23 protein-coding genes and 1 tRNA gene are annotated in these 15,992 nt (G+C 66.9%); 16 read left to right on the forward strand and 8 right to left on the reverse strand.

Going from position 1 to position 15,992, the window contains the following annotated elements; all coding sequences use genetic code 11:
• A partial coding sequence (gene secA / locus Q0D75_RS11830) for a preprotein translocase subunit SecA (RefSeq protein WP_291053610.1) occupies positions 1-2,461 on the forward strand: 2,461 nt, incomplete at its 5' end.
• Positions 2,462-2,476: 15 nt separating this feature from the next.
• On the opposite strand, the gene Q0D75_RS11835 is transcribed toward secA, so the two are convergent.
• The gene (locus tag Q0D75_RS11835; RefSeq protein WP_291053612.1) at positions 2,477-2,929 is read right to left on the reverse strand and encodes an Rv3235 family protein; all 453 of its coding nucleotides are present in this window, start codon (positions 2,927-2,929) and stop codon (positions 2,477-2,479) included.
• A gap of 371 nt (positions 2,930-3,300) precedes the next feature.
• Between Q0D75_RS11835 and Q0D75_RS11840 the strand changes: the two genes are divergently transcribed.
• Positions 3,301-4,794 (forward strand): PAS domain-containing sensor histidine kinase, encoded by a 1,494-nt coding sequence (locus tag Q0D75_RS11840; protein ID WP_291053615.1) that lies wholly within the window; start codon positions 3,301-3,303, stop codon positions 4,792-4,794.
• Positions 4,795-4,856: 62 nt separating this feature from the next.
• Here Q0D75_RS11840 and Q0D75_RS11845 read toward each other — a convergent pair whose 3' ends face one another.
• Positions 4,857-5,105, reverse strand: coding sequence for a WhiB family transcriptional regulator (locus tag Q0D75_RS11845; RefSeq protein WP_291053618.1), 249 nt, complete (start codon positions 5,103-5,105; stop codon positions 4,857-4,859).
• A gap of 192 nt (positions 5,106-5,297) precedes the next feature.
• Between Q0D75_RS11845 and Q0D75_RS11850 the strand changes: the two genes are divergently transcribed.
• Positions 5,298-5,744 carry a hypothetical protein gene (locus tag Q0D75_RS11850; RefSeq protein ID WP_291053620.1) on the forward strand — a complete coding sequence of 149 codons (447 nt, stop codon included), beginning with the start codon at positions 5,298-5,300 and terminating at the stop codon, positions 5,742-5,744.
• Between the two features lie 15 nt (positions 5,745-5,759).
• On the opposite strand, the gene bcp is transcribed toward Q0D75_RS11850, so the two are convergent.
• A complete protein-coding gene (gene bcp / locus Q0D75_RS11855) occupies positions 5,760-6,242 on the reverse strand; it encodes a thioredoxin-dependent thiol peroxidase (protein WP_291053623.1) in 483 nt (160 codons plus the stop codon).
• Positions 6,243-6,326: 84 nt separating this feature from the next.
• Here bcp and Q0D75_RS11860 point away from each other — a divergent pair.
• Positions 6,327-6,402, forward strand: a tRNA-Lys gene (locus Q0D75_RS11860).
• A gap of 77 nt (positions 6,403-6,479) precedes the next feature.
• Here the strand turns inward: Q0D75_RS11860 and Q0D75_RS11865 are convergent.
• From Q0D75_RS11865 to Q0D75_RS11875, 3 genes are all read right to left on the reverse strand, one after another.
• Positions 6,480-7,538 (reverse strand): site-specific integrase, encoded by a 1,059-nt coding sequence (locus tag Q0D75_RS11865; RefSeq protein WP_291053625.1) that lies wholly within the window; start codon positions 7,536-7,538, stop codon positions 6,480-6,482.
• Between the two features lie 61 nt (positions 7,539-7,599).
• Positions 7,600-8,040, reverse strand: a complete 441-nt coding sequence (locus Q0D75_RS11870) for an ImmA/IrrE family metallo-endopeptidase (RefSeq protein ID WP_291053628.1) — start codon at positions 8,038-8,040, stop codon at positions 7,600-7,602.
• 9 nt (positions 8,041-8,049) lie between these two features.
• Complete coding sequence (locus Q0D75_RS11875; RefSeq protein WP_291053630.1) at positions 8,050-8,391, reverse strand: helix-turn-helix transcriptional regulator; 342 nt, start codon at positions 8,389-8,391, stop codon at positions 8,050-8,052.
• Between the two features lie 126 nt (positions 8,392-8,517).
• Between Q0D75_RS11875 and Q0D75_RS11880 the strand changes: the two genes are divergently transcribed.
• The 12 genes from Q0D75_RS11880 (at position 8,518) to Q0D75_RS11935 (ending at position 15,026) form a co-directional block, all read left to right on the forward strand.
• Positions 8,518-8,766: a hypothetical protein gene (locus Q0D75_RS11880; RefSeq protein ID WP_291053633.1), complete on the forward strand. Its 249-nt coding sequence runs from the start codon at positions 8,518-8,520 to the stop codon at positions 8,764-8,766.
• A complete protein-coding gene (locus Q0D75_RS11885) occupies positions 8,763-8,957 on the forward strand; it encodes a helix-turn-helix domain-containing protein (RefSeq protein ID WP_291053636.1) in 195 nt (64 codons plus the stop codon). The genes Q0D75_RS11880 and Q0D75_RS11885 overlap by 4 nt, the downstream gene beginning before the upstream one ends.
• 97 nt (positions 8,958-9,054) lie before the next feature.
• Positions 9,055-9,318: a hypothetical protein gene (locus tag Q0D75_RS11890; protein ID WP_291053638.1), complete on the forward strand. Its 264-nt coding sequence runs from the start codon at positions 9,055-9,057 to the stop codon at positions 9,316-9,318.
• Positions 9,318-10,238, forward strand: coding sequence for a hypothetical protein (locus tag Q0D75_RS11895; protein WP_291053640.1), 921 nt, complete (start codon positions 9,318-9,320; stop codon positions 10,236-10,238). Before Q0D75_RS11890 ends, Q0D75_RS11895 begins: the two co-directional genes overlap by 1 nt.
• A 94-nt stretch (positions 10,239-10,332) precedes the next feature.
• Positions 10,333-10,491, forward strand: a complete 159-nt coding sequence (locus tag Q0D75_RS11900; protein ID WP_291053642.1) for a hypothetical protein — start codon at positions 10,333-10,335, stop codon at positions 10,489-10,491.
• Entirely contained in the window at positions 10,491-10,775 is a 285-nt protein-coding gene (locus Q0D75_RS11905) for a hypothetical protein (protein ID WP_291053645.1), read from the forward strand. Before Q0D75_RS11900 ends, Q0D75_RS11905 begins: the two co-directional genes overlap by 1 nt.
• The gene (locus tag Q0D75_RS11910; RefSeq protein WP_291053648.1) at positions 10,772-11,323 is read left to right on the forward strand and encodes a crossover junction endodeoxyribonuclease RuvC; all 552 of its coding nucleotides are present in this window, start codon (positions 10,772-10,774) and stop codon (positions 11,321-11,323) included. Before Q0D75_RS11905 ends, Q0D75_RS11910 begins: the two co-directional genes overlap by 4 nt.
• Positions 11,320-11,619 (forward strand): hypothetical protein, encoded by a 300-nt coding sequence (locus Q0D75_RS11915; protein ID WP_291053650.1) that lies wholly within the window; start codon positions 11,320-11,322, stop codon positions 11,617-11,619. The genes Q0D75_RS11910 and Q0D75_RS11915 overlap by 4 nt, the downstream gene beginning before the upstream one ends.
• Entirely contained in the window at positions 11,616-12,734 is a 1,119-nt protein-coding gene (locus Q0D75_RS11920; RefSeq protein WP_291053653.1) for a hypothetical protein, read from the forward strand. The genes Q0D75_RS11915 and Q0D75_RS11920 overlap by 4 nt, the downstream gene beginning before the upstream one ends.
• A complete protein-coding gene (gene bet, locus Q0D75_RS11925; RefSeq protein WP_291053657.1) occupies positions 12,731-13,702 on the forward strand; it encodes a phage recombination protein Bet in 972 nt (323 codons plus the stop codon). Before Q0D75_RS11920 ends, bet begins: the two co-directional genes overlap by 4 nt.
• A 149-nt stretch (positions 13,703-13,851) precedes the next feature.
• Positions 13,852-14,334, forward strand: coding sequence for a hypothetical protein (locus Q0D75_RS11930; RefSeq protein ID WP_291053659.1), 483 nt, complete (start codon positions 13,852-13,854; stop codon positions 14,332-14,334).
• 8 nt (positions 14,335-14,342) lie between these two features.
• Positions 14,343-15,026 carry a hypothetical protein gene (locus Q0D75_RS11935; protein ID WP_291053661.1) on the forward strand — a complete coding sequence of 228 codons (684 nt, stop codon included), beginning with the start codon at positions 14,343-14,345 and terminating at the stop codon, positions 15,024-15,026.
• 16 nt (positions 15,027-15,042) lie between these two features.
• Here Q0D75_RS11935 and Q0D75_RS11940 read toward each other — a convergent pair whose 3' ends face one another.
• Positions 15,043-15,720, reverse strand: coding sequence for a hypothetical protein (locus Q0D75_RS11940; protein ID WP_291053663.1), 678 nt, complete (start codon positions 15,718-15,720; stop codon positions 15,043-15,045).
• Positions 15,721-15,757: 37 nt separating this feature from the next.
• Positions 15,758-15,976, reverse strand: coding sequence for a hypothetical protein (locus Q0D75_RS11945; RefSeq protein WP_291053665.1), 219 nt, complete (start codon positions 15,974-15,976; stop codon positions 15,758-15,760).
• Between the last annotated feature and the right edge of the window lie 16 nt (positions 15,977-15,992).

Below are 15,992 nucleotides of genomic sequence, written 5' to 3' on the forward strand. Positions count from 1 at the left end.
GATGGGCCGCGTGTTCCGCGCCCTCGGCATGACCACCGGATGCATTCTCGCCGGTCAGACGCCGGCCGAGCGCCGGGTGCAGTACGAGGCCGACATCACCTACGGCACGAACAACGAGTTCGGCTTCGACTACCTGCGCGACAACATGGCCTGGCAGGCCAGCGACATGGTGCAGCGCGGCCACTTCTTCGCGATCGTCGACGAGGTCGACTCGATCCTGATCGACGAGGCCCGCACCCCGCTGATCATCTCGGGTCCGGCCTCCGGCGAGGCCAACCGCTGGTTCAACGAGTTCGCGCAGATCGCCACCAGGCTCGTGGCCGAAGAAGACTACGAGGTCGACGAGAAGAAGCGCACCGTCGGTGTGCTCGAGCCCGGCATCGAGAAGGTCGAGGACTACCTCGGCATCGACAACCTCTACGAGTCGGCCAACACCCCGCTGATCTCGTTCTTGAACAACGCCATCAAGGCCAAGGCCCTGTTCAAGAAGGACAAGGACTACGTGGTGCTGAACGGCGAGGTGCTGATCGTCGACGAGCACACCGGCCGCATCCTGGCCGGCCGCCGCTACAACGAGGGCATCCACCAGGCGATCGAGGCCAAGGAGGGTGTGGCGGTGAAGGCCGAGAACCAGACCCTCGCCACGGTCACACTGCAGAACTACTTCCGCCTCTACGAGAAGCTCGGCGGCATGACCGGTACGGCCGAGACCGAGGCCGCCGAGTTCATGAGCACCTACAAGCTCGGCGTGGTCGCCATCCCGACCAACCGCCCGATGCAGCGCATCGACCAGAGCGACCTGGTCTACAAGAACGAGCAGGCGAAGTTCGACCAGGTGGTCGAAGACATCGTCGAGCGGCACGAGAAGGGCCAGCCGGTGCTGGTCGGCACCACGAGCGTCGAGAAGAGCGAGTACCTCTCGCGCCTGCTCGCCAAACGCGGTGTGCGGCACGAGGTGCTGAACGCCAAGAACCACGCTCGCGAGGCCGCGATCGTGGCTCAGGCCGGCCGGCTGGGCTCCGTCACCGTCGCCACCAACATGGCCGGTCGTGGAACCGACATCATGCTCGGCGGCAACGCCGAGTTCCTCGCGGTCGCCGAGATGCACTCGCGCGGTCTCAACCCCGCCGAGACCCCCGAGGAGTACGAGGCGGCGTGGGACGAGGTGTTCGACACCGTGAAGGCCGAGGTGCAGACCGAGGCCGACAAGGTGATCGAGGCCGGCGGCCTCTACGTGCTCGGCACGGAGCGCCACGAGTCGCGCCGCATCGACAACCAGCTGCGCGGCCGCTCCGGCCGTCAGGGAGACCCGGGGGAGAGCCGCTTCTACCTCTCGCTCACCGACGACCTGATGCGCCTGTTCAACGCCGGTGCCGCCGAGAGCCTGATGGGCCGGGCCAGCGTTCCGGATGACCTCGCGATCGAGTCGAAGGTCGTCTCGCGCGCCATCCGCAGCGCTCAGTCCCAGGTCGAGGGCCGCAACGCCGAGATCCGCAAGAACGTGCTGAAATACGACGACGTGCTGAACCGCCAGCGCGAGGCGATCTACAGCGACCGCCGTCACATCCTCGAGGGCGACAACCTGCAGGATCGTGCGCAGAAGTTCCTCGACGACGTGATCGACGCCGTCATCACCGACCACGCCTCCAGCGGAACCGGCGACGACTGGGACTTCGACGCCCTGTGGACCGAGCTGAAGACCCTCTACCCGATCTCCATCACCATCGACGAGGTCATCGCCGAGGCCGGCAGCAAGGGGCGCATCAACCGCGACTTCGTGGCCCGCGAGATCCTCTCCGACGCGAAGCTGGCCTACCAGCGCCGCGAGGAGACCCTCGGCGAGCAGGCCATGCGCGAGCTCGAGCGCCGCGTGGTGCTCTCGGTGATCGACCGCCGCTGGCGCGACCACCTCTACGAGATGGACTACCTCAAAGACGGCATCGGCCTGCGCGCCATGGCGCAGCGCGACCCGCTGGTCGAGTACCAGCGCGAGGGTTTCGCCCTGTTCCAGTCGATGATGGGACAGATCCGTGAAGAGACCGTCGGCTTCCTGTTCAACCTCGAGGTCGAGGTGAACTCCTCGCCGAGCGCGGTGGGAGCTCCCACCGTCGAGGCCAAGGGCCTCACCCAGCCCACCGCTCCGGCCGAGAAGCTGAGCTTCTCGGCGCCGAGCGACTCCGGCGGGGTCGAGGTGCGCAACCAGCGTGGCCAGATCGAGCAGGCCGCCACGGCCCGTGCCCAGCAGTCCGAAGAGAAGGCGGCGCCGGTGGCGAGCGCATTCTCCCGAGGCGCGGGCGCGCAGCCCTCGTCTGCTGCGACGTCCCAGTCGGGTTCCGGATCGACTGGAGGCGGTTCGTCGGCGAAGTCGTCCGGTTCGGGGAACGCCGCCAAGGGCGCCAAGCCGGCCGCCCAGGCGCCGGTCAATCGAGCTCAGCGCCGCGCGCAGGGCAAGAAGAAGTAGCGCTCGCCGCGAGCCTCAGAGCACGTGAACGGCGCTGGCACGCCAGCGAAGGCCCAGCGCCTCCAGGCGGATGGCCACGGCGCGTGATCGTGCGCGCCCGTGCACGATCACGACCGCTTCGACCACCCCGTCCCGCGGCTCGCTGAGCACCGTCGTCCCCATGCGGAAGGTCAGGCGCCCGGGCGCTTCACCCCGGGCCGCTCGCGCGCGCTGCGAGAGCACCACCCGCTTCATCAGATGGGCGTGCACGTCGCTGGAGAGCCAGCGCGCGATCTGATCCAGACTCCGTGTACCGGCGAGGATCTCGATCACGCAGCGCGCCAGGTTCTCGGCCAGAGGGCGAGGGTCGCCGCGCAGGACTCCCTCGACGTCGACCCCTTCCACATCGACCGGCTCCACGTCGAGGGGCGGCGCCTCCGGTGGCCTCGACACGAGCTCTCGAGGCAGCTCCAGCGTGGTCGAGGTCATGTGCGCTCCTTCGGTTCAGAGGCAGCATCCGCAGAGGTAAGGATTGCTCACCAGGGTGCTGAGGGCTGTTACTCAACCAGTGTCGAGAAAGCTTGTCCAGCAGCGTTTGTGCCCTGTGGAATCCGTCCAGACGGCGCGCACATTAGGTGGCAATTGCTCATAACACCCCGGATGCTCCCGCTGATGTACTGAAGACACGCAAGAGCATGAGTTTCCGACCGGGGTGCCCGTTCCCCCGATCTGCCGCAACCCCGGTCGGAATGATACGGCTCCCGTGGCCACTTCGTAGGGAAACGTGGTCACGGGAGCTTCCCCCCTCCATCAGCGGCCTCTGATTCGAGTGCCAGGCGAGTCACCGTAGGCTAGTTCCCGTGTCAACACTCAGCGACCTCGTCTCCGCCCACGGCAGCTCCACCGAAGCCGATGTGGAATGGCTGCACCTGCTCGTCAGCGACTGTCAGCTGCTCGCAGACCTCGCCTTCGCCGACATCGTGCTCTGGGTTCCCACGGCCGACAGCACCTTCGTGGCGGTGGCCCATTCGCGCCCCTCCAGCTCGGCCACGCTGTTCTATCGCGACTTCGTCGGGCAGACGATCAAACCCGAATGGCGCAAGCAGGTCACGGATGCGTTCGAGAGTGCGCAGATCGTCGACACCGCGGCGCCGGACTGGTACGAAGAGACCCCCACCCGCGTGCGCGCGGTACCGGTGCTGCGCCGCCTCTCGGTCTCGGAGCAGACCACCACCGAGAAGCCGATCGCGGTCATCACCCGGCACACCAACCTCAGCGAGGCCCGCACGCCGAGTCGCCAGGAGCTCACGTTCAACGAGTGCGCCAACGATCTGTTCGCCATGATCGCGGCGGGCGACTTCCCCGATCTCGGAGCGCCGACCGGCCCTCGTCGGGGAGCCCCGCGAGCATCCGACGGCCTGATCCGGCTCGATGTCGACGGTGTGGTGACTTTTGCGAGCCCCAACGGCTTGTCCGCGTTCAACCGGATGGGCTTCGCCGGCGAGCTCGAGGGCCAATCGCTGGCCGAGGTCACCACCGGTCTGCTGGCCGGCCGCTTGGTGGTCGACGAATCACTGCCTCTGGTGGTCACCGGCCGGGCGCCGTGGCGCACCGACATCGAAGCGCGCGGTGTCACCGTCTCGCTGCGGGCCATTCCGCTGCGCACCCGCGGTCACCGGTTCGGCGCCATCGTGCTCAGCCGCGACGTCACCGAGCTGCGCCACCAGGAACGCGAGCTGATCACGAAGGACGCCACGATCCGCGAGATCCACCACCGCGTCAAGAACAACCTGCAGACGGTCGCCTCGCTGCTGCGCATCCAGGCCCGCCGCACGCACTCCGACGAGGCCCGGGATGCTCTCACCCAGGCCATGCGCCGGGTCGCGGCGATCGCGGTGGTGCACGACACCCTCTCCGAGGGGCTGAACCAGAAGGTCGACTTCGACACCGTGTTCGACCGGGTGCTGCTGCTGGTGGCCGAGGTCGCATCGGCGCACAACACGACGGTGCACCCGAAGTCGTCGGGCAGCTTCGGCGTGCTGCCGAGCGAATACGCCACGCCTTTGGCGCTCGCGCTGACCGAGCTCGTCACGAACGCGGTCGAGCACGGCCTCGCGGGTCAAGAGGGCGAGGTCGAGATCGTCGCCACGCGCTCGGAGGAGACCCTCACCGTCGAGGTGCGCGACAGCGGTACCGGCCTGCCCGAGGGCAAGGTCGGTTCGGGGCTCGGCACCCAGATCGTGCGCACGCTCATCCAGGGCGAGCTGGGCGGAACGATCGACTGGCACACCATGGTGGGCAGCGGCACGGTCGTGACCATCGAGATCCCGTTCCGCTGGCTGAAGAAGCCCTGATTCGGGAAAAGCCCAGACACGCAAAGAACCCGCTGACACCGGGTCAGCGGGTTCTCAGAGGGTCAGGAGGCGCGTCGTGCCCTGGCGGCGCGACGCTTCAGAGCGCGGCGCTCGTCTTCGCTGAGGCCACCCCAGACGCCGGAGTCTTGACCGGTCTCGAGTGCGTACTGCAGGCAGACCTCGGTGACGGTGCAACGGGAGCACACGGCCTTCGCCTTGTCGATCTGGTCGACAGCAGGTCCGGTGTTCCCGACGGGGAAGAACAGCTCGGGGTCTGCGGTCAGGCAGGCGGCTTTGTCGCGCCAATCCATAGCGGGTGCTCCTTATGTAGCCAGGTGCGTAGGTCGAACGACCTAGGGGGGATTCGGGTGAATAGTCAACGGCACGGTAGACGTTGCAATCAGAGGAGATTGCACCCGCTCACGTCACTGTGAGCAACGTTGACCTCAAATATGGTCGCATACTGGTATTTGCAAATCAAGGGTTTTCTCGGGAGTACGAGCGTGAGTGACGAGACCAACAGCCCCGGAACATCGGGTGAATACGGCGTGACGGGCCGCCGTGAGCCCGTGCGGCGACCCGCTCTGCTGGTGCTGCTCGCGGTGATCATGGGGGCCGAGGCGCTCGTGATGATCGGGGTGGTGGTGTGGCTTCTGCTCGAGCTGCTGACCACGCGGCCCACGTCGTACGTGACGGCGCTGGCCATCCTGGTGCTCGCCGCGGTGGCCGCCCTGTTCCTCTCGTTCGTCGCCATCCACACCCTCCGGGCGCGCCCGTGGACCCGGGCGGCGACCCTCACCTGGCAGTTGCTGCAGGTGGTCATCGCGATCGGCTGCTTCCAGGGGCTGGTGGCCACACCGACCATCGGCTGGTACCTGCTGGTGCCCGCCGTACTGGCGATGCTGCTGTTGTTCACACCCTCCGTCGTCGCAGCCACCCGCCGCGAGTGACCGACCGGCGCGTGCTCAGGCGTCGATCTTGAGCTTCTTGCGCAGCGAGGCGACGTGGCCCGTGGCCTTCACGTTGTAGAGCGCCAAAGTCAGGATGCCGTCGTCGTCGACGACGAACGTCGAACGCAGTACGCCCGTGACGGTCTTGCCGTAGAGCGACTTCTCGCCCCAGGCGCCGTAGAGGTGGTGCACGGCGACATCCGGGTCGGAGAGCAGGGGGAAGTTGAGCCCCTGGTCGTCGACGAACCTCGCGAGCTTCTCGGGCTTGTCGCGCGAGATGCCCAGCACGACGTAGCCGGCGCTCTTCAGCGAGTTGAGGTTGTCGCGGAAGTCGCAGGCCTCTTTGGTGCAGCCCGGCGTTCCCGCCTCGGGGTAGAAGTACACGATGACCCGCTGGCCACGGAATTCCGACAGCGATCGGGAGTTCCCGTGCTCGTCGAGGAGGGTGAAATCGGGAGCCGTCTGGCCTGCTTCGAGGCGCGCGCTGGTGTCGGTCATGGCTCCAGTATTTCGCATCCCGGGCCCGGTTTCGCATCGTCCTCGGAGCATGCTAATGTTGACGACTGGCTCGCCAAGAGCCTCGCACCTCTAGCTCAATCGGCAGAGCAACTGACTCTTAATCAGTGGGTTCTCGGTTCAAGTCCGAGGGGGTGCACCACAAGAACGGCCCAGGTCTGCGGATCTGGGCCGTTTTTCGTTGTCCCGGGGAGTCGAGAGGCGGGGCCGATCCAGTATTTACTCGGTACTTTCGAATAGCGTCTCGATGACTCCTGCGAAGTCCGCGATCTGCTCCTGGATCTCGACGTAGAACTCCGTCGTGATGCCCTCGGTTGCGTGGCCGAGCTGGTCGCTCGCAGCCTTCACGTTCACCTCGCGCGCTAGGAGCGTTGCGACAGCCTTCCGATAGTCCCGGGGGGTCTTTCCTTCGTAGGCGCTTCCGACGAGGGCCTGGCGCCACTGCCGACGCGTGTTGTTCGGCCACCGGTACGTCCCTGTGGCCGACGGGAACACCATCGGGTACTCCGCCTCCACCCGACGCGCTGTGAGCATGTGCAGCACCGTCGGAGGCAGCTTCAGCCCGCGGTTGCCGGCCTCGCTCTTCGGGTGGTCCTGCCGGCGCAGCCCATCGTCATCGACGAGGGTGCCGGATACGCGCACGACGCCGTGCTCAAGGTCGATATCGCGCTCCCAGTCCAGCGCCAGGATCTCGCCGATCCGGGCACCGGTCGCTGTGAGCATCTGCGCGAGTTCGTACAGCTCGGAGATGTGCTCTCGGTCGTACTCCAGGAACAGGGCCCTCATGGCGTGCACGTCGGGGCCCTTCAGTGCCGTGACGATCTTCTTCTTTGCTGAGACCGAGATGACCTCGGCGGCGTAGTTCTTCGTCACGGCCCCGTGGCGCACCGCGAGGGCGAACATCTGGACCAGCACCGTGCGCGCTGTGCGGGCCATGGCGACCCGATCCATGCGATCACGGATGAACCTGTCCAGGCGGGGCGTGGTTGCCTCCCTGAGGCGCAACGAACCAATCCCCGGCACGATCTGGCTCTGGATCGAATTGCGGTACGTGGAGAGCGTGCCCGCGGGTGCGCCCTTTAGCTTTCGTTCGTCGAGCCACACAGCGGCCAGCTCCGCGACGGTCGTGGTCGGCGACAGCAGAGAGTCGGCTTCACCCTCTTTCAGCTTCTCGCGTAGCGCCGTCAGCAGTACCGCTTCGGCGTTCGCCTCCGTGCGCCCGTACCGCTGCATCTGCCGACGCTTCCCGGTCGAATCGCGGTAGTAGACGCTCGCCATCGGCCGGCCGTTGACCGTCGTGCGACGCACCTTGCCCCAGGTCTCGAGGGGGAGAGGTGGCCTAGGCATGCGCGTGCCTTGCGATCCATTGCCCGGCGCCCATCTTCGGCTTGACGTAGGTGACGTTCCCGATGCGCTCAAGGCAGTAGCGCTGATAGTCGATGACGACCTGTCGGGTCACGTCGAGTTCCTCAGCGATGAAGTCGAGGTCGTACGAGATTGCCTCGGCGCGTGCGTACACTTCCGGGTTGACGAGGATGCTCGCGGCGAATGCGTTGGCCTGGCGTTCGCCTACCTCGCTGTCGCAGGTGTGGCAGTACTTTGCGTGCCCGAGCTCGTGCGCGATGACTTCGTGCCTCTCCGCACGCGTGAGGCCGATCTCAACGTAGATCGCGCTGTCGTCGTGGTCGTAGAACCCAAGCAGCCCCTCCTCGACCTCGTCGAGATGCGCGAGGTGGATCCGGATGCCAAGGCGCAGTGCTTCCCCCAGGAGCTCGCGCATGATGTTCCTCTACTTGCCGTCGTCGTCGGTGGGGCGCTTCTTCGCGGCCCGCTTCTCAATCCCGTTGTTCCAGCTCTCGCGGGCCTTTTCGGTCGCGCGCTTGGGGGACAGATCACCAGTATCTGGATCACCTACGACACTGAGCGCTGGCTTCGCGGCCGTGCGCAGGATGAGCATCGGGTCGCAGCCCAGCGCCTCGGCGATTACGTCGATGTCGTTCGTGTTGAAGGGCACCTCGCCACGGAGCTTCTTGTAGAAGGTGTTGCGTCCCATGCCAGTGCGCTGAATTAGCTCTGCCTGAGATACGTCTGCGTCGCGCCGAGCGTTCTCGATGACGTCGATCACGCGCATGGAGAACCCGCGCGCCGGTCCGATTGGTTTCTGCCCCATGGCGTACAAAGTACCCAATTCGGGTACTTAACGCAATGTGTACCCATTTAGGTTGCATAAGAGTACCTAAATAGGTACTGTCACTGCATGGACAGCGCAGACTTCACCCTCAGTACCCGAGTAGCGGGTGCCGTAAAGGCCGAACTCGCCCGGCGCGACCTCAGCGGTCACGACCTGGTGGAGCCGCTTCGACTGGGCCGCAACGCGGTTTACGCCCGCCTTCGCGGCGAGCGGCCGTTCGACATGGCGGAGCTCGCTCTGATCGTCGACTTCCTCGACCTCTCGATGGACGAGCTGCTTGCCTCAGCCGAACTCGGACGGCGGGTAGCGGCGTGATCGGCGCGCAGTGGCTCACCGAGGAGCAGTGCTCGGCGAAGACCGGGATTCCCGCGGCCACGCTGCGTGACTGGCGCTTCAAGCGGGTGAATATCCCCTTCTCCCGGATCGGGCGGCTCGTCCGCTACTCGGAGGCGGAGGTCGAGTCCTACCTCCAGAGCCAGACCGTCGAGGTCCAGCGCACGGCGTAGCCCGCCACACAGACCGTCGCGCCCACACCCCCCACAGGTTCCCCCACCTGGTGGGCGCGGCTTCCCCCTCGCAGTACCGAAGAGAGAAGAGATCAGCATGCCCATGATCGAGATCGGCACGGCAGACGCGCAGCACGCGCTCTGGGCCGTTGCCGGCGACTTCGGGCTCGGCCTGCAGCCGGGTTCGTTCACCACCAACCTCATCCGTGCGATTCAGCACGCGGACCCGCTGAACCGGGCGCGCGTCGCCGAGGCGTTCCCCTCGCTCGTGCAGGCCGTGCTCATGGCGTCTGGGTCTGTGGAGGCGCTCGAGGCGCTGCGCACGATGGTGAAGGACCGCACCGAGGCGGTGACGGTCTGATGCGCGAAGCATTCGAGGACTGGAACCCGAAGCCCGAAGCGCTCGAGCAGGTACGGATCGCCAACGCGATCTGCGCCGAGATGAAGGCGCAAGGCTACGACCTCACACTCCGTCAGCTGTACTACCAATTCGTCGCCCGCGACTACATCCCGAACACCATGCGCAGCTACAAGAACCTCGGCGCGGTCATGAACCGGGCCCGCCTCGCCGGACTCATGGACTGGGACTACCTCGAGGACCGCACACGCAATCTGCGTGGCAGCCACGGAGGATTCGAAACTCCGGCCGAGCTGATCGAACTGAACAAGTGGCAGTACGAGACGGACCACTGGCTCGGACAGGACTACCGCGTCGAGATCTGGGTCGAGAAAGACGCCCTCGTGTCGGTCGTTGGTCGAGCCGCGGGCCGGTACAGCGCGCCCTACTTCAGCTGCCGGGGCTACGTCTCTCAGTCCGAGCTGTACGCAGCCGCTCAGCGTCATCTGGAACTCGAACAGTCCGAGACCGAGTCGGGCCTTCGCCCGCAGGTGATCGTCATTCACCTCGGCGACCACGACCCGTCGGGCATCGACATGACCCGTGACATGCAAGACCGGCTACGTCTGTTCGGCGCAAGCACCGAGGTCGTCCGCATCGCACTGAACCGCGATCAGATCGACCAGTACAACCCGCCGCCGAACCCCGCGAAGATCACCGACAGCCGGGCGCGCGGTTACATCGCCGAGCACGGAAGAAGCAGCTGGGAACTTGATGCTCTCGAGCCCCAGGTGCTGAACGACCTTATAGGCAACACAATCCAGGACTACCTCGACCGGGACCTCTTCGAGGAGCAGCAAGAGCTGACTCGCGGGGGCCGCCAGTTGCTCGAGAAAACGAGTGAGCAGTGGGCGGCCGTGACCGAATTGCTGGACACGCTGTGAGCCGCCGTCAGACGTTTCAGTCGCGGCCGTGGTGGGCGCGATTCGGCGGTGCCCGGCTGACCGCCCGCCTCGTGCGCGCAATGCGGGGCGCATCGTGACCCGCCAGCTGCTCGCGCTCGTGTTCATCGTCGCATTCCTCGGCCTGGTCGTCGTCTCGTTCGTGCTCGGCGTCAACGGTGCCGTGCTCGTCCTCGCCGTCGTGATGGCGGGATCCGGCGGGCTGCTCATCGCGACGAGAGCGGGGGCGCGCTGATGGCCGCCGTAGACACTAAGTCCGACGTCGACACGATCGAGCACCTCGACTTCGACCCGGCGCTGACATGCGAGGTCCGGAGGCCCGAAGCCTGCCGCACCGTCGCCGCGTTCATGCTGCGCTGCAAGAAGTGCTCGTGGTCGATCCTGGTCTGCGAGCCGCACCGGGTGCGCGTCGAGGCGGAGTCGGCGAAGACCGCTGGGGTCGTGTGCGGCATCTGCCGGACCATCGCCGATCGCCTCTATGACCTCTTCGAGCTGATCCCGGTCGGCGGCCGCTCATGATCGCCGTGGGCATCGACCCGTCGCTCTCGGCGACAGGCCTCGCATCCATCACGGACGCCGGTGCGGTGGAGACGCAGCGGGTCGTGCACGGCGCCACGACGGGGCTGAGCGAGATGGCCGAGCGGGTGCGGTACATCGTCGGCCGCACCGTCCGCTTCGTTCCCCGCGGCTCGCTCGTGCTCATCGAGGAGATGTACATCCCGCAGGGCGGGAAGCAGGCCGGGCTCGTGCTCGAGCGGGCGTGGCTGTGGGGGTTCCTCGTCGACCAGATGTTCCGCCTCGGATGCGAGGTCGTCGTGGTCGGTGCGAAGCAGCGGGCGAAGCTCGCGACCGGCAACGGGAACGCGGAGAAGGCCGAGGTCGCCGCGGCGATGCGGGACAGGTTTCCCGGGGTGCGGATCCCGGATCACAACGTCGCTGACGCGGTGGCAATGGCGGCCGCCGGCGCGCGGTGGGCGGGGTTCCCGGTCGATGGGGCCCTGAGCAAGAAGCAGCACGAGGCCATGGCCGCTGTGGCCTGGCCCTTACGAGAAGAGAGAAGCGCATGACCGTTCAGATTCAGCCGGCGAAGCCGAAGGACGAGCACAACGGGCTCGTCGACATCGAGGGCGCAATCCTCGCGAACCCGCACGACACGATCGTCGCGGTGGTCACCTACTCGGTGAAGAAGATCACGGAGGACGTCGACTCGGGCGACCGCTACCCGGTGCTGAAGATCATCGACATCCACCCGCTGACCGGCGACCTGCGCACGCCGGGCGAGGAGCTGCGGCAGAAGGCCATCAGCGCCCGGGCCGGCGCCGAGGTGCTCGACCTCGACTTCGACGGCGGTGGTGACGAGTGAGCGCGACCTCGACGCTGTCGCCCGAGATCGCCGCGGTCTACGCCCGCTCGCTCGGCAACGACTCCAACCGGGAGGCCTGGCTGCATGCCCGCCTGAACGTGGTCACCGCCACCGAGGCGAAGACGCTCTACAAGGGGTCCGCGCAGGACAAGGCGAAGGTGGTCCGCGAGAAGGTCGAGGGCTCCTCCTTCTCCGGGAACCAGTACACGGAGTGGGGCAAGCACCGCGAGCCGTTCATCGTCGACGCGATCGCCGGCTTCGGGCTGCAGACCTGCGGCGAGCTGGTGCACGCCGTCGAGAACCCCCGGCACGCGGCCACCCCGGACCAGATCGGTGTCGACTTCGACGGGCTGATCGTGCTCGGCGAGATCAAGACATCGAAGCACGACATGAGCTTCGGGTCGCCGAAGTTCGATCAGGCCGGCTACCTGTTTCAGATGGTCTGGCAGGGGTACTGCGTCGGCGCTCGGCGGGTGCTGTATACGTTCGAGCAGCACGACGACGACTGGTCGCAGTGGGCGTCCCGCCCAATGGACCAGCCCGAGACGTGGAACGACTTCGGTCCCAGCATCATCAACCGGTCGTCGGTGTGGATCGACCTTGCCGACCCGACGATCACGGCGCACCTGCCGAAGATGATCGCGGCGGCCGACCGTGCGCTCGAGCGGCTCGACAAACGCCTCGCCGAGGTGGGGGAGACGATCGCCCCCACCTTCACGGATGAGCAGGTCGCCGAACTGACCGAGCTGGCCGCTCGTGAGAAAGAGGGGCTGGCGCAGGAGCAGGCGGGCAAGGGTCGGAAGGAGTCCGCGCACAAGGCGGCCGAGCAGCTGTTCGAGCAGGTCGGTATGACGGAGGCGTACTCGCAGGAGCACGGCGGCTTCAAGGTCACCTACTCGCCCGCCGAACCCACCACGACGACCGAGGTGGATCTCGCGGCCGCGTTCGATGCGAGCCCCGGGCTGTACGAGCAGCTGAAGGACGCGCAGGCCACCGTGACCTCGCTCACCGACCAGGTGCGGGAGCACGAGAAGGAGTTCACCAGCACGGTGCCGGGCAAGTCGAAGCCGGCACGCCTCACGATCACCGCCACGAAGAAGGGACAGGCAGCATGAGCAGCACCGTCGTAGCGCTCCCCGAGACCGGGGACCACTCGAAGTGGAACGACACCGAGAAGGCCCTCGTCGAGGCCGCCGGGCTCGTGTCCCGCGGGAAGCTCGCGCCCCGCCCCGTCGTCGAAGCCTTCCTTGTGCACTGCCGACGCACGGGCCTGGACCCGATCGCCCGTCAGATCTACTGCATCGAACGCGGCGGGAAGTGGGGCACGCAGATCTCGATCGACGGCGCCCGCCTCGTCGCCGAGCGCTCCGGGCAGTACAGAGGGCAGACGCCGACGCAGTGGACCGCCGATGGCGTGACCTGGACCGACGTTTGGCTCTCGAAGGACGACCCGGCCGCGGCGCGGGTGGGCGTCTACCGCGAGGGATTCCAGGCGCCGCTGTTCGCGGTGGCCACGTTCGACGCCTACAACGCGGGGTCGTCGATCTGGAAGAAGATGCCGGCGCTGATGCTCGGCAAGTGCGCCGAGATGCTCGCGTTGCGGAAGGCGTTCCCGCAAGATCTGTCGGGGCTGTACTCGACGGAGGAGATGCAGCAGGCCGATGCGAAGTCGCCGGCGGCCGCGTCGGTGTCGTCGCCTCCGCGGTCGGCGCCGGTGGAGGATGCGCCTCGGTACGCGTCGAAGGACTGGGCGGCCGCGTTGGCCGTCGCGGGCGACGTCGACCAGCTGCGCGCGGTCTACGAGCAGGTCGAGGCCGCGGCCGAGGTCGGGCTGCCGCTGAACCCGGTGTTCCGCGATTCGCTCACCTCGGTGGTGGCGCAGTGGGAGCTCGACGAGCCGCCCGCGACGGTCTCGGCCGGGCAGCTGATCGGCGCGGTGAAGCGGGCGATGGAGGCGGCGCCGGTGGTGGCTGAGGTCGTCGACGAGCCCGCCGAGGGTGAGCCCGTGCAGGAGTGGGTCACCGCGCCGATCCCGAACGAGGCGCCGGTCGATGTCGAGCCCGCTGCTGACGAGCCGTTCTAGGGGGCCGGTCGTGTTCCACGTGTGCAAGGGGCCTCTCACCAGGCCGACGAGGGTGATGGGCCCGTTCGAGTCGAGGGAGAAGGCGCAGACCGCGCTCGAGACCATCGGCGGCGAGCTCGGTCCGACGTGGTGGATCGGGGTGAGTCGTCGTGGCTGAGTCCGAGACCCACCCGGTCATCCGGGGTGTGCTGCGCAGCATCGGCATGCTCAACCCGGACCTGTCCGACCCGCTCCACGCGGGCCTCGTTCAGGCGCTGACCGACGCGGGTATGTACGCCTCGCCCGGGAAGCGGCTCACGGCGATGCGGTGGGTGTTCGCGTGGGAGCTGCGGGCGGCCGGCGAGACGTTCGCGAAGGCGAAGACGGCGTACGAGCACCACGTGGATCGGCGCACGGTGCAGCTGCGCGCGGAGGGCGAGAAGGTCACCCGCGCCGAGGCTGAGCAGCTGGCACGGGCCGAGGACCGGGCGAACGAGCTGCACCTGGTCTACCTGCTGGCTGAGCAGCGGGAGCGGGCGATGCGGAACTTCCTCAGCACCATCCAGTCGGCGCAGGACGACGCCAGGACTGACAGAGCAGACGCGCGAGCGGCCAGTGGGGCGCACGCGCACGGATACGACGGAGGGGCCTGATGAGCTCGATGGACTTGTACGAGGACGGCTTCCCTCACGGCACGAAGGCGGGCTACGAGCGCGGCTGCAAGGGCGGCGCGTGCCCGAACGCGTTCGAGGGGCTGACGATCTGCCGGGACGCGTTCATGCGCTACAACCGCGACTACGCGTACCGGAAGGCCGTCGACGCGGGGGAGACCCCTCCGCCGGAGTTCCCCGCCAAGGCGGCCGCGTCGAAGGCTCCGCGCGGTGAGGTGCGTGTGTTCGCCGAGCCGACGGTGACTGTGGCCGACAGTGTCGAGCCGCTGCCCGAGGCCGCGCCCGCGAAGCGGGTGCGTACGTCGAGTGACGCTGTGGTGCACCCGTCGAACGCGATGTACCAGCGCGGGTGCAGGAAGGACAACGAGTGCCCCTCGTTCCTCGAGGGTGGTCTGTCGTGTCGTCAGGCGTCGGTGGCGTACAAGCGGGGCCTGGTCGAGGCGAAGCGTGCGGCGCAGCAGGCGGCCGAGGATACTCCGAGCGTGCCGGCCACCTCGAGCAGCCCGGATGTCGTCGTGACGCCCGAGCGTGCCGGCCACCCCGAGCAGCCCACCCCGGAGCTGACGCTGGCCGGAGCGACGTCGCACCCGGACCTCGAGTGCACGGTGACGGCGCTGCCGTCGGGTGCGCTCGTGGTCGTCATCCGAATCCCCGCATCGGTGGTGGCGGCGTGACTGCGTCGGAGCAATGCTACTTTTCGAGGCGCATCTCGTTGACCTTCTGCCGCAGGAATGCGATCAGCGCGTCTCTCGATTGTGTTCCGTCTCTCCAGGCCCTAACCCGCCTAGACAAGGCCTTCATTCGCACAGATCGTCTAAACAACTTCCGGTTGTCGATCTCCGCGACGTACACAGTCATCCAGTGGATTGCGTTCCTGTCATCGGCTCTCGCAACCAGTCCGGCGGCATCGAGTCGAAAGACGACATTCACGTTGGTCGGCTCGTTCGGGTATGGGAGCTCGTCTGGATTCACAGACATGGGTGCGGACTCTTCGAGTCGGCCAGAGGTCTGTAGCCAGTCGTTGAGCTCTCGGGCGTACTCGCCCAACGCTTCGAAGACACGGATGATCGCGGCATTCAACGCGGCCTCGTACGACGCGTCATCGCGCTTGCGTTCCGCGCTGAGTGCATCTGCGGCGATCTCGGCGGCCTTGCGAGAGGTTCGCCAGGCAGCGATGCCAACAAAAGTCGTCGCCACGAGCGCAAGGATTGCCACTACCGAGTTGATGAAGTCGACCGCACTTGGGGGATTCCTCCCTTCGCCCAGGACGTCTATCGAATGCACGCCGACCGCTATCAGCGCTATGAAGCCGAGCGCGGCACAGATGACGATTCCGGCCGCGCGGACTCCTCTCATCTTGTTCCCCATGCCCCGCACTCTATCGACGGTGACGTCTTTGATGTGGCTAGTCGATGGGGCCGGATCCGACGGGGAAGCCACGGTCCTCCAGTTCGCTCGAGAGCTGCCGCGCCCACTCAACCAGAGAGAGGACGGCGGAGTCGAGGTAGTCGATCGCCTGTCGAGCGTTCTGCGGTGTAGTGGCTGCGTTCGAGTCCTCGCCAACGAGGTCCCAGGCCAGCTGGCGGTAGTGGGCGGCGTTGTCGAGAAGGGCTGCGTTGATCATGCCCGCACTCTATCGA

It is taken from the genome of Herbiconiux sp., assembly GCF_023264855.1.
In the GTDB taxonomy this organism is placed as follows: Bacteria; Actinomycetota; Actinomycetes; order Actinomycetales; family Microbacteriaceae; genus Herbiconiux.

Excerpts from the sequence above, each read along its gene's own strand:
- Q0D75_RS11835 (WP_291053612.1), bottom strand. The coding sequence starts at position 2,929 with ATGACCTCGACCACGCTGGAGCTGCCTCGAGAGCTCGTGTCGAGGCCA.
- Q0D75_RS11845 (WP_291053618.1), bottom strand. The coding sequence starts at position 5,105 with ATGGATTGGCGCGACAAAGCCGCCTGCCTGACCGCAGACCCCGAGCTG.
- bcp (WP_291053623.1), bottom strand. The coding sequence starts at position 6,242 with ATGACCGACACCAGCGCGCGCCTCGAAGCAGGCCAGACGGCTCCCGAT.
- Q0D75_RS11865 (WP_291053625.1), bottom strand. The coding sequence starts at position 7,538 with ATGGCGAGCGTCTACTACCGCGATTCGACCGGGAAGCGTCGGCAGATG.
- Q0D75_RS11870 (WP_291053628.1), bottom strand. The coding sequence starts at position 8,040 with ATGCGCGAGCTCCTGGGGGAAGCACTGCGCCTTGGCATCCGGATCCAC.
- Q0D75_RS11875 (WP_291053630.1), bottom strand. The coding sequence starts at position 8,391 with ATGCGCGTGATCGACGTCATCGAGAACGCTCGGCGCGACGCAGACGTA.
- Q0D75_RS11880 (WP_291053633.1), top strand. The coding sequence starts at position 8,518 with ATGGACAGCGCAGACTTCACCCTCAGTACCCGAGTAGCGGGTGCCGTA.
- Q0D75_RS11890 (WP_291053638.1), top strand. The coding sequence starts at position 9,055 with ATGCCCATGATCGAGATCGGCACGGCAGACGCGCAGCACGCGCTCTGG.
- Q0D75_RS11895 (WP_291053640.1), top strand. The coding sequence starts at position 9,318 with ATGCGCGAAGCATTCGAGGACTGGAACCCGAAGCCCGAAGCGCTCGAG.
- Q0D75_RS11905 (WP_291053645.1), top strand. The coding sequence starts at position 10,491 with ATGGCCGCCGTAGACACTAAGTCCGACGTCGACACGATCGAGCACCTC.
- Q0D75_RS11910 (WP_291053648.1), top strand. The coding sequence starts at position 10,772 with ATGATCGCCGTGGGCATCGACCCGTCGCTCTCGGCGACAGGCCTCGCA.
- Q0D75_RS11915 (WP_291053650.1), top strand. The coding sequence starts at position 11,320 with ATGACCGTTCAGATTCAGCCGGCGAAGCCGAAGGACGAGCACAACGGG.
- bet (WP_291053657.1), top strand. The coding sequence starts at position 12,731 with ATGAGCAGCACCGTCGTAGCGCTCCCCGAGACCGGGGACCACTCGAAG.
- Q0D75_RS11935 (WP_291053661.1), top strand. The coding sequence starts at position 14,343 with ATGGACTTGTACGAGGACGGCTTCCCTCACGGCACGAAGGCGGGCTAC.
- Q0D75_RS11940 (WP_291053663.1), bottom strand. The coding sequence starts at position 15,720 with ATGGGGAACAAGATGAGAGGAGTCCGCGCGGCCGGAATCGTCATCTGT.
- Q0D75_RS11945 (WP_291053665.1), bottom strand. The coding sequence starts at position 15,976 with ATGATCAACGCAGCCCTTCTCGACAACGCCGCCCACTACCGCCAGCTG.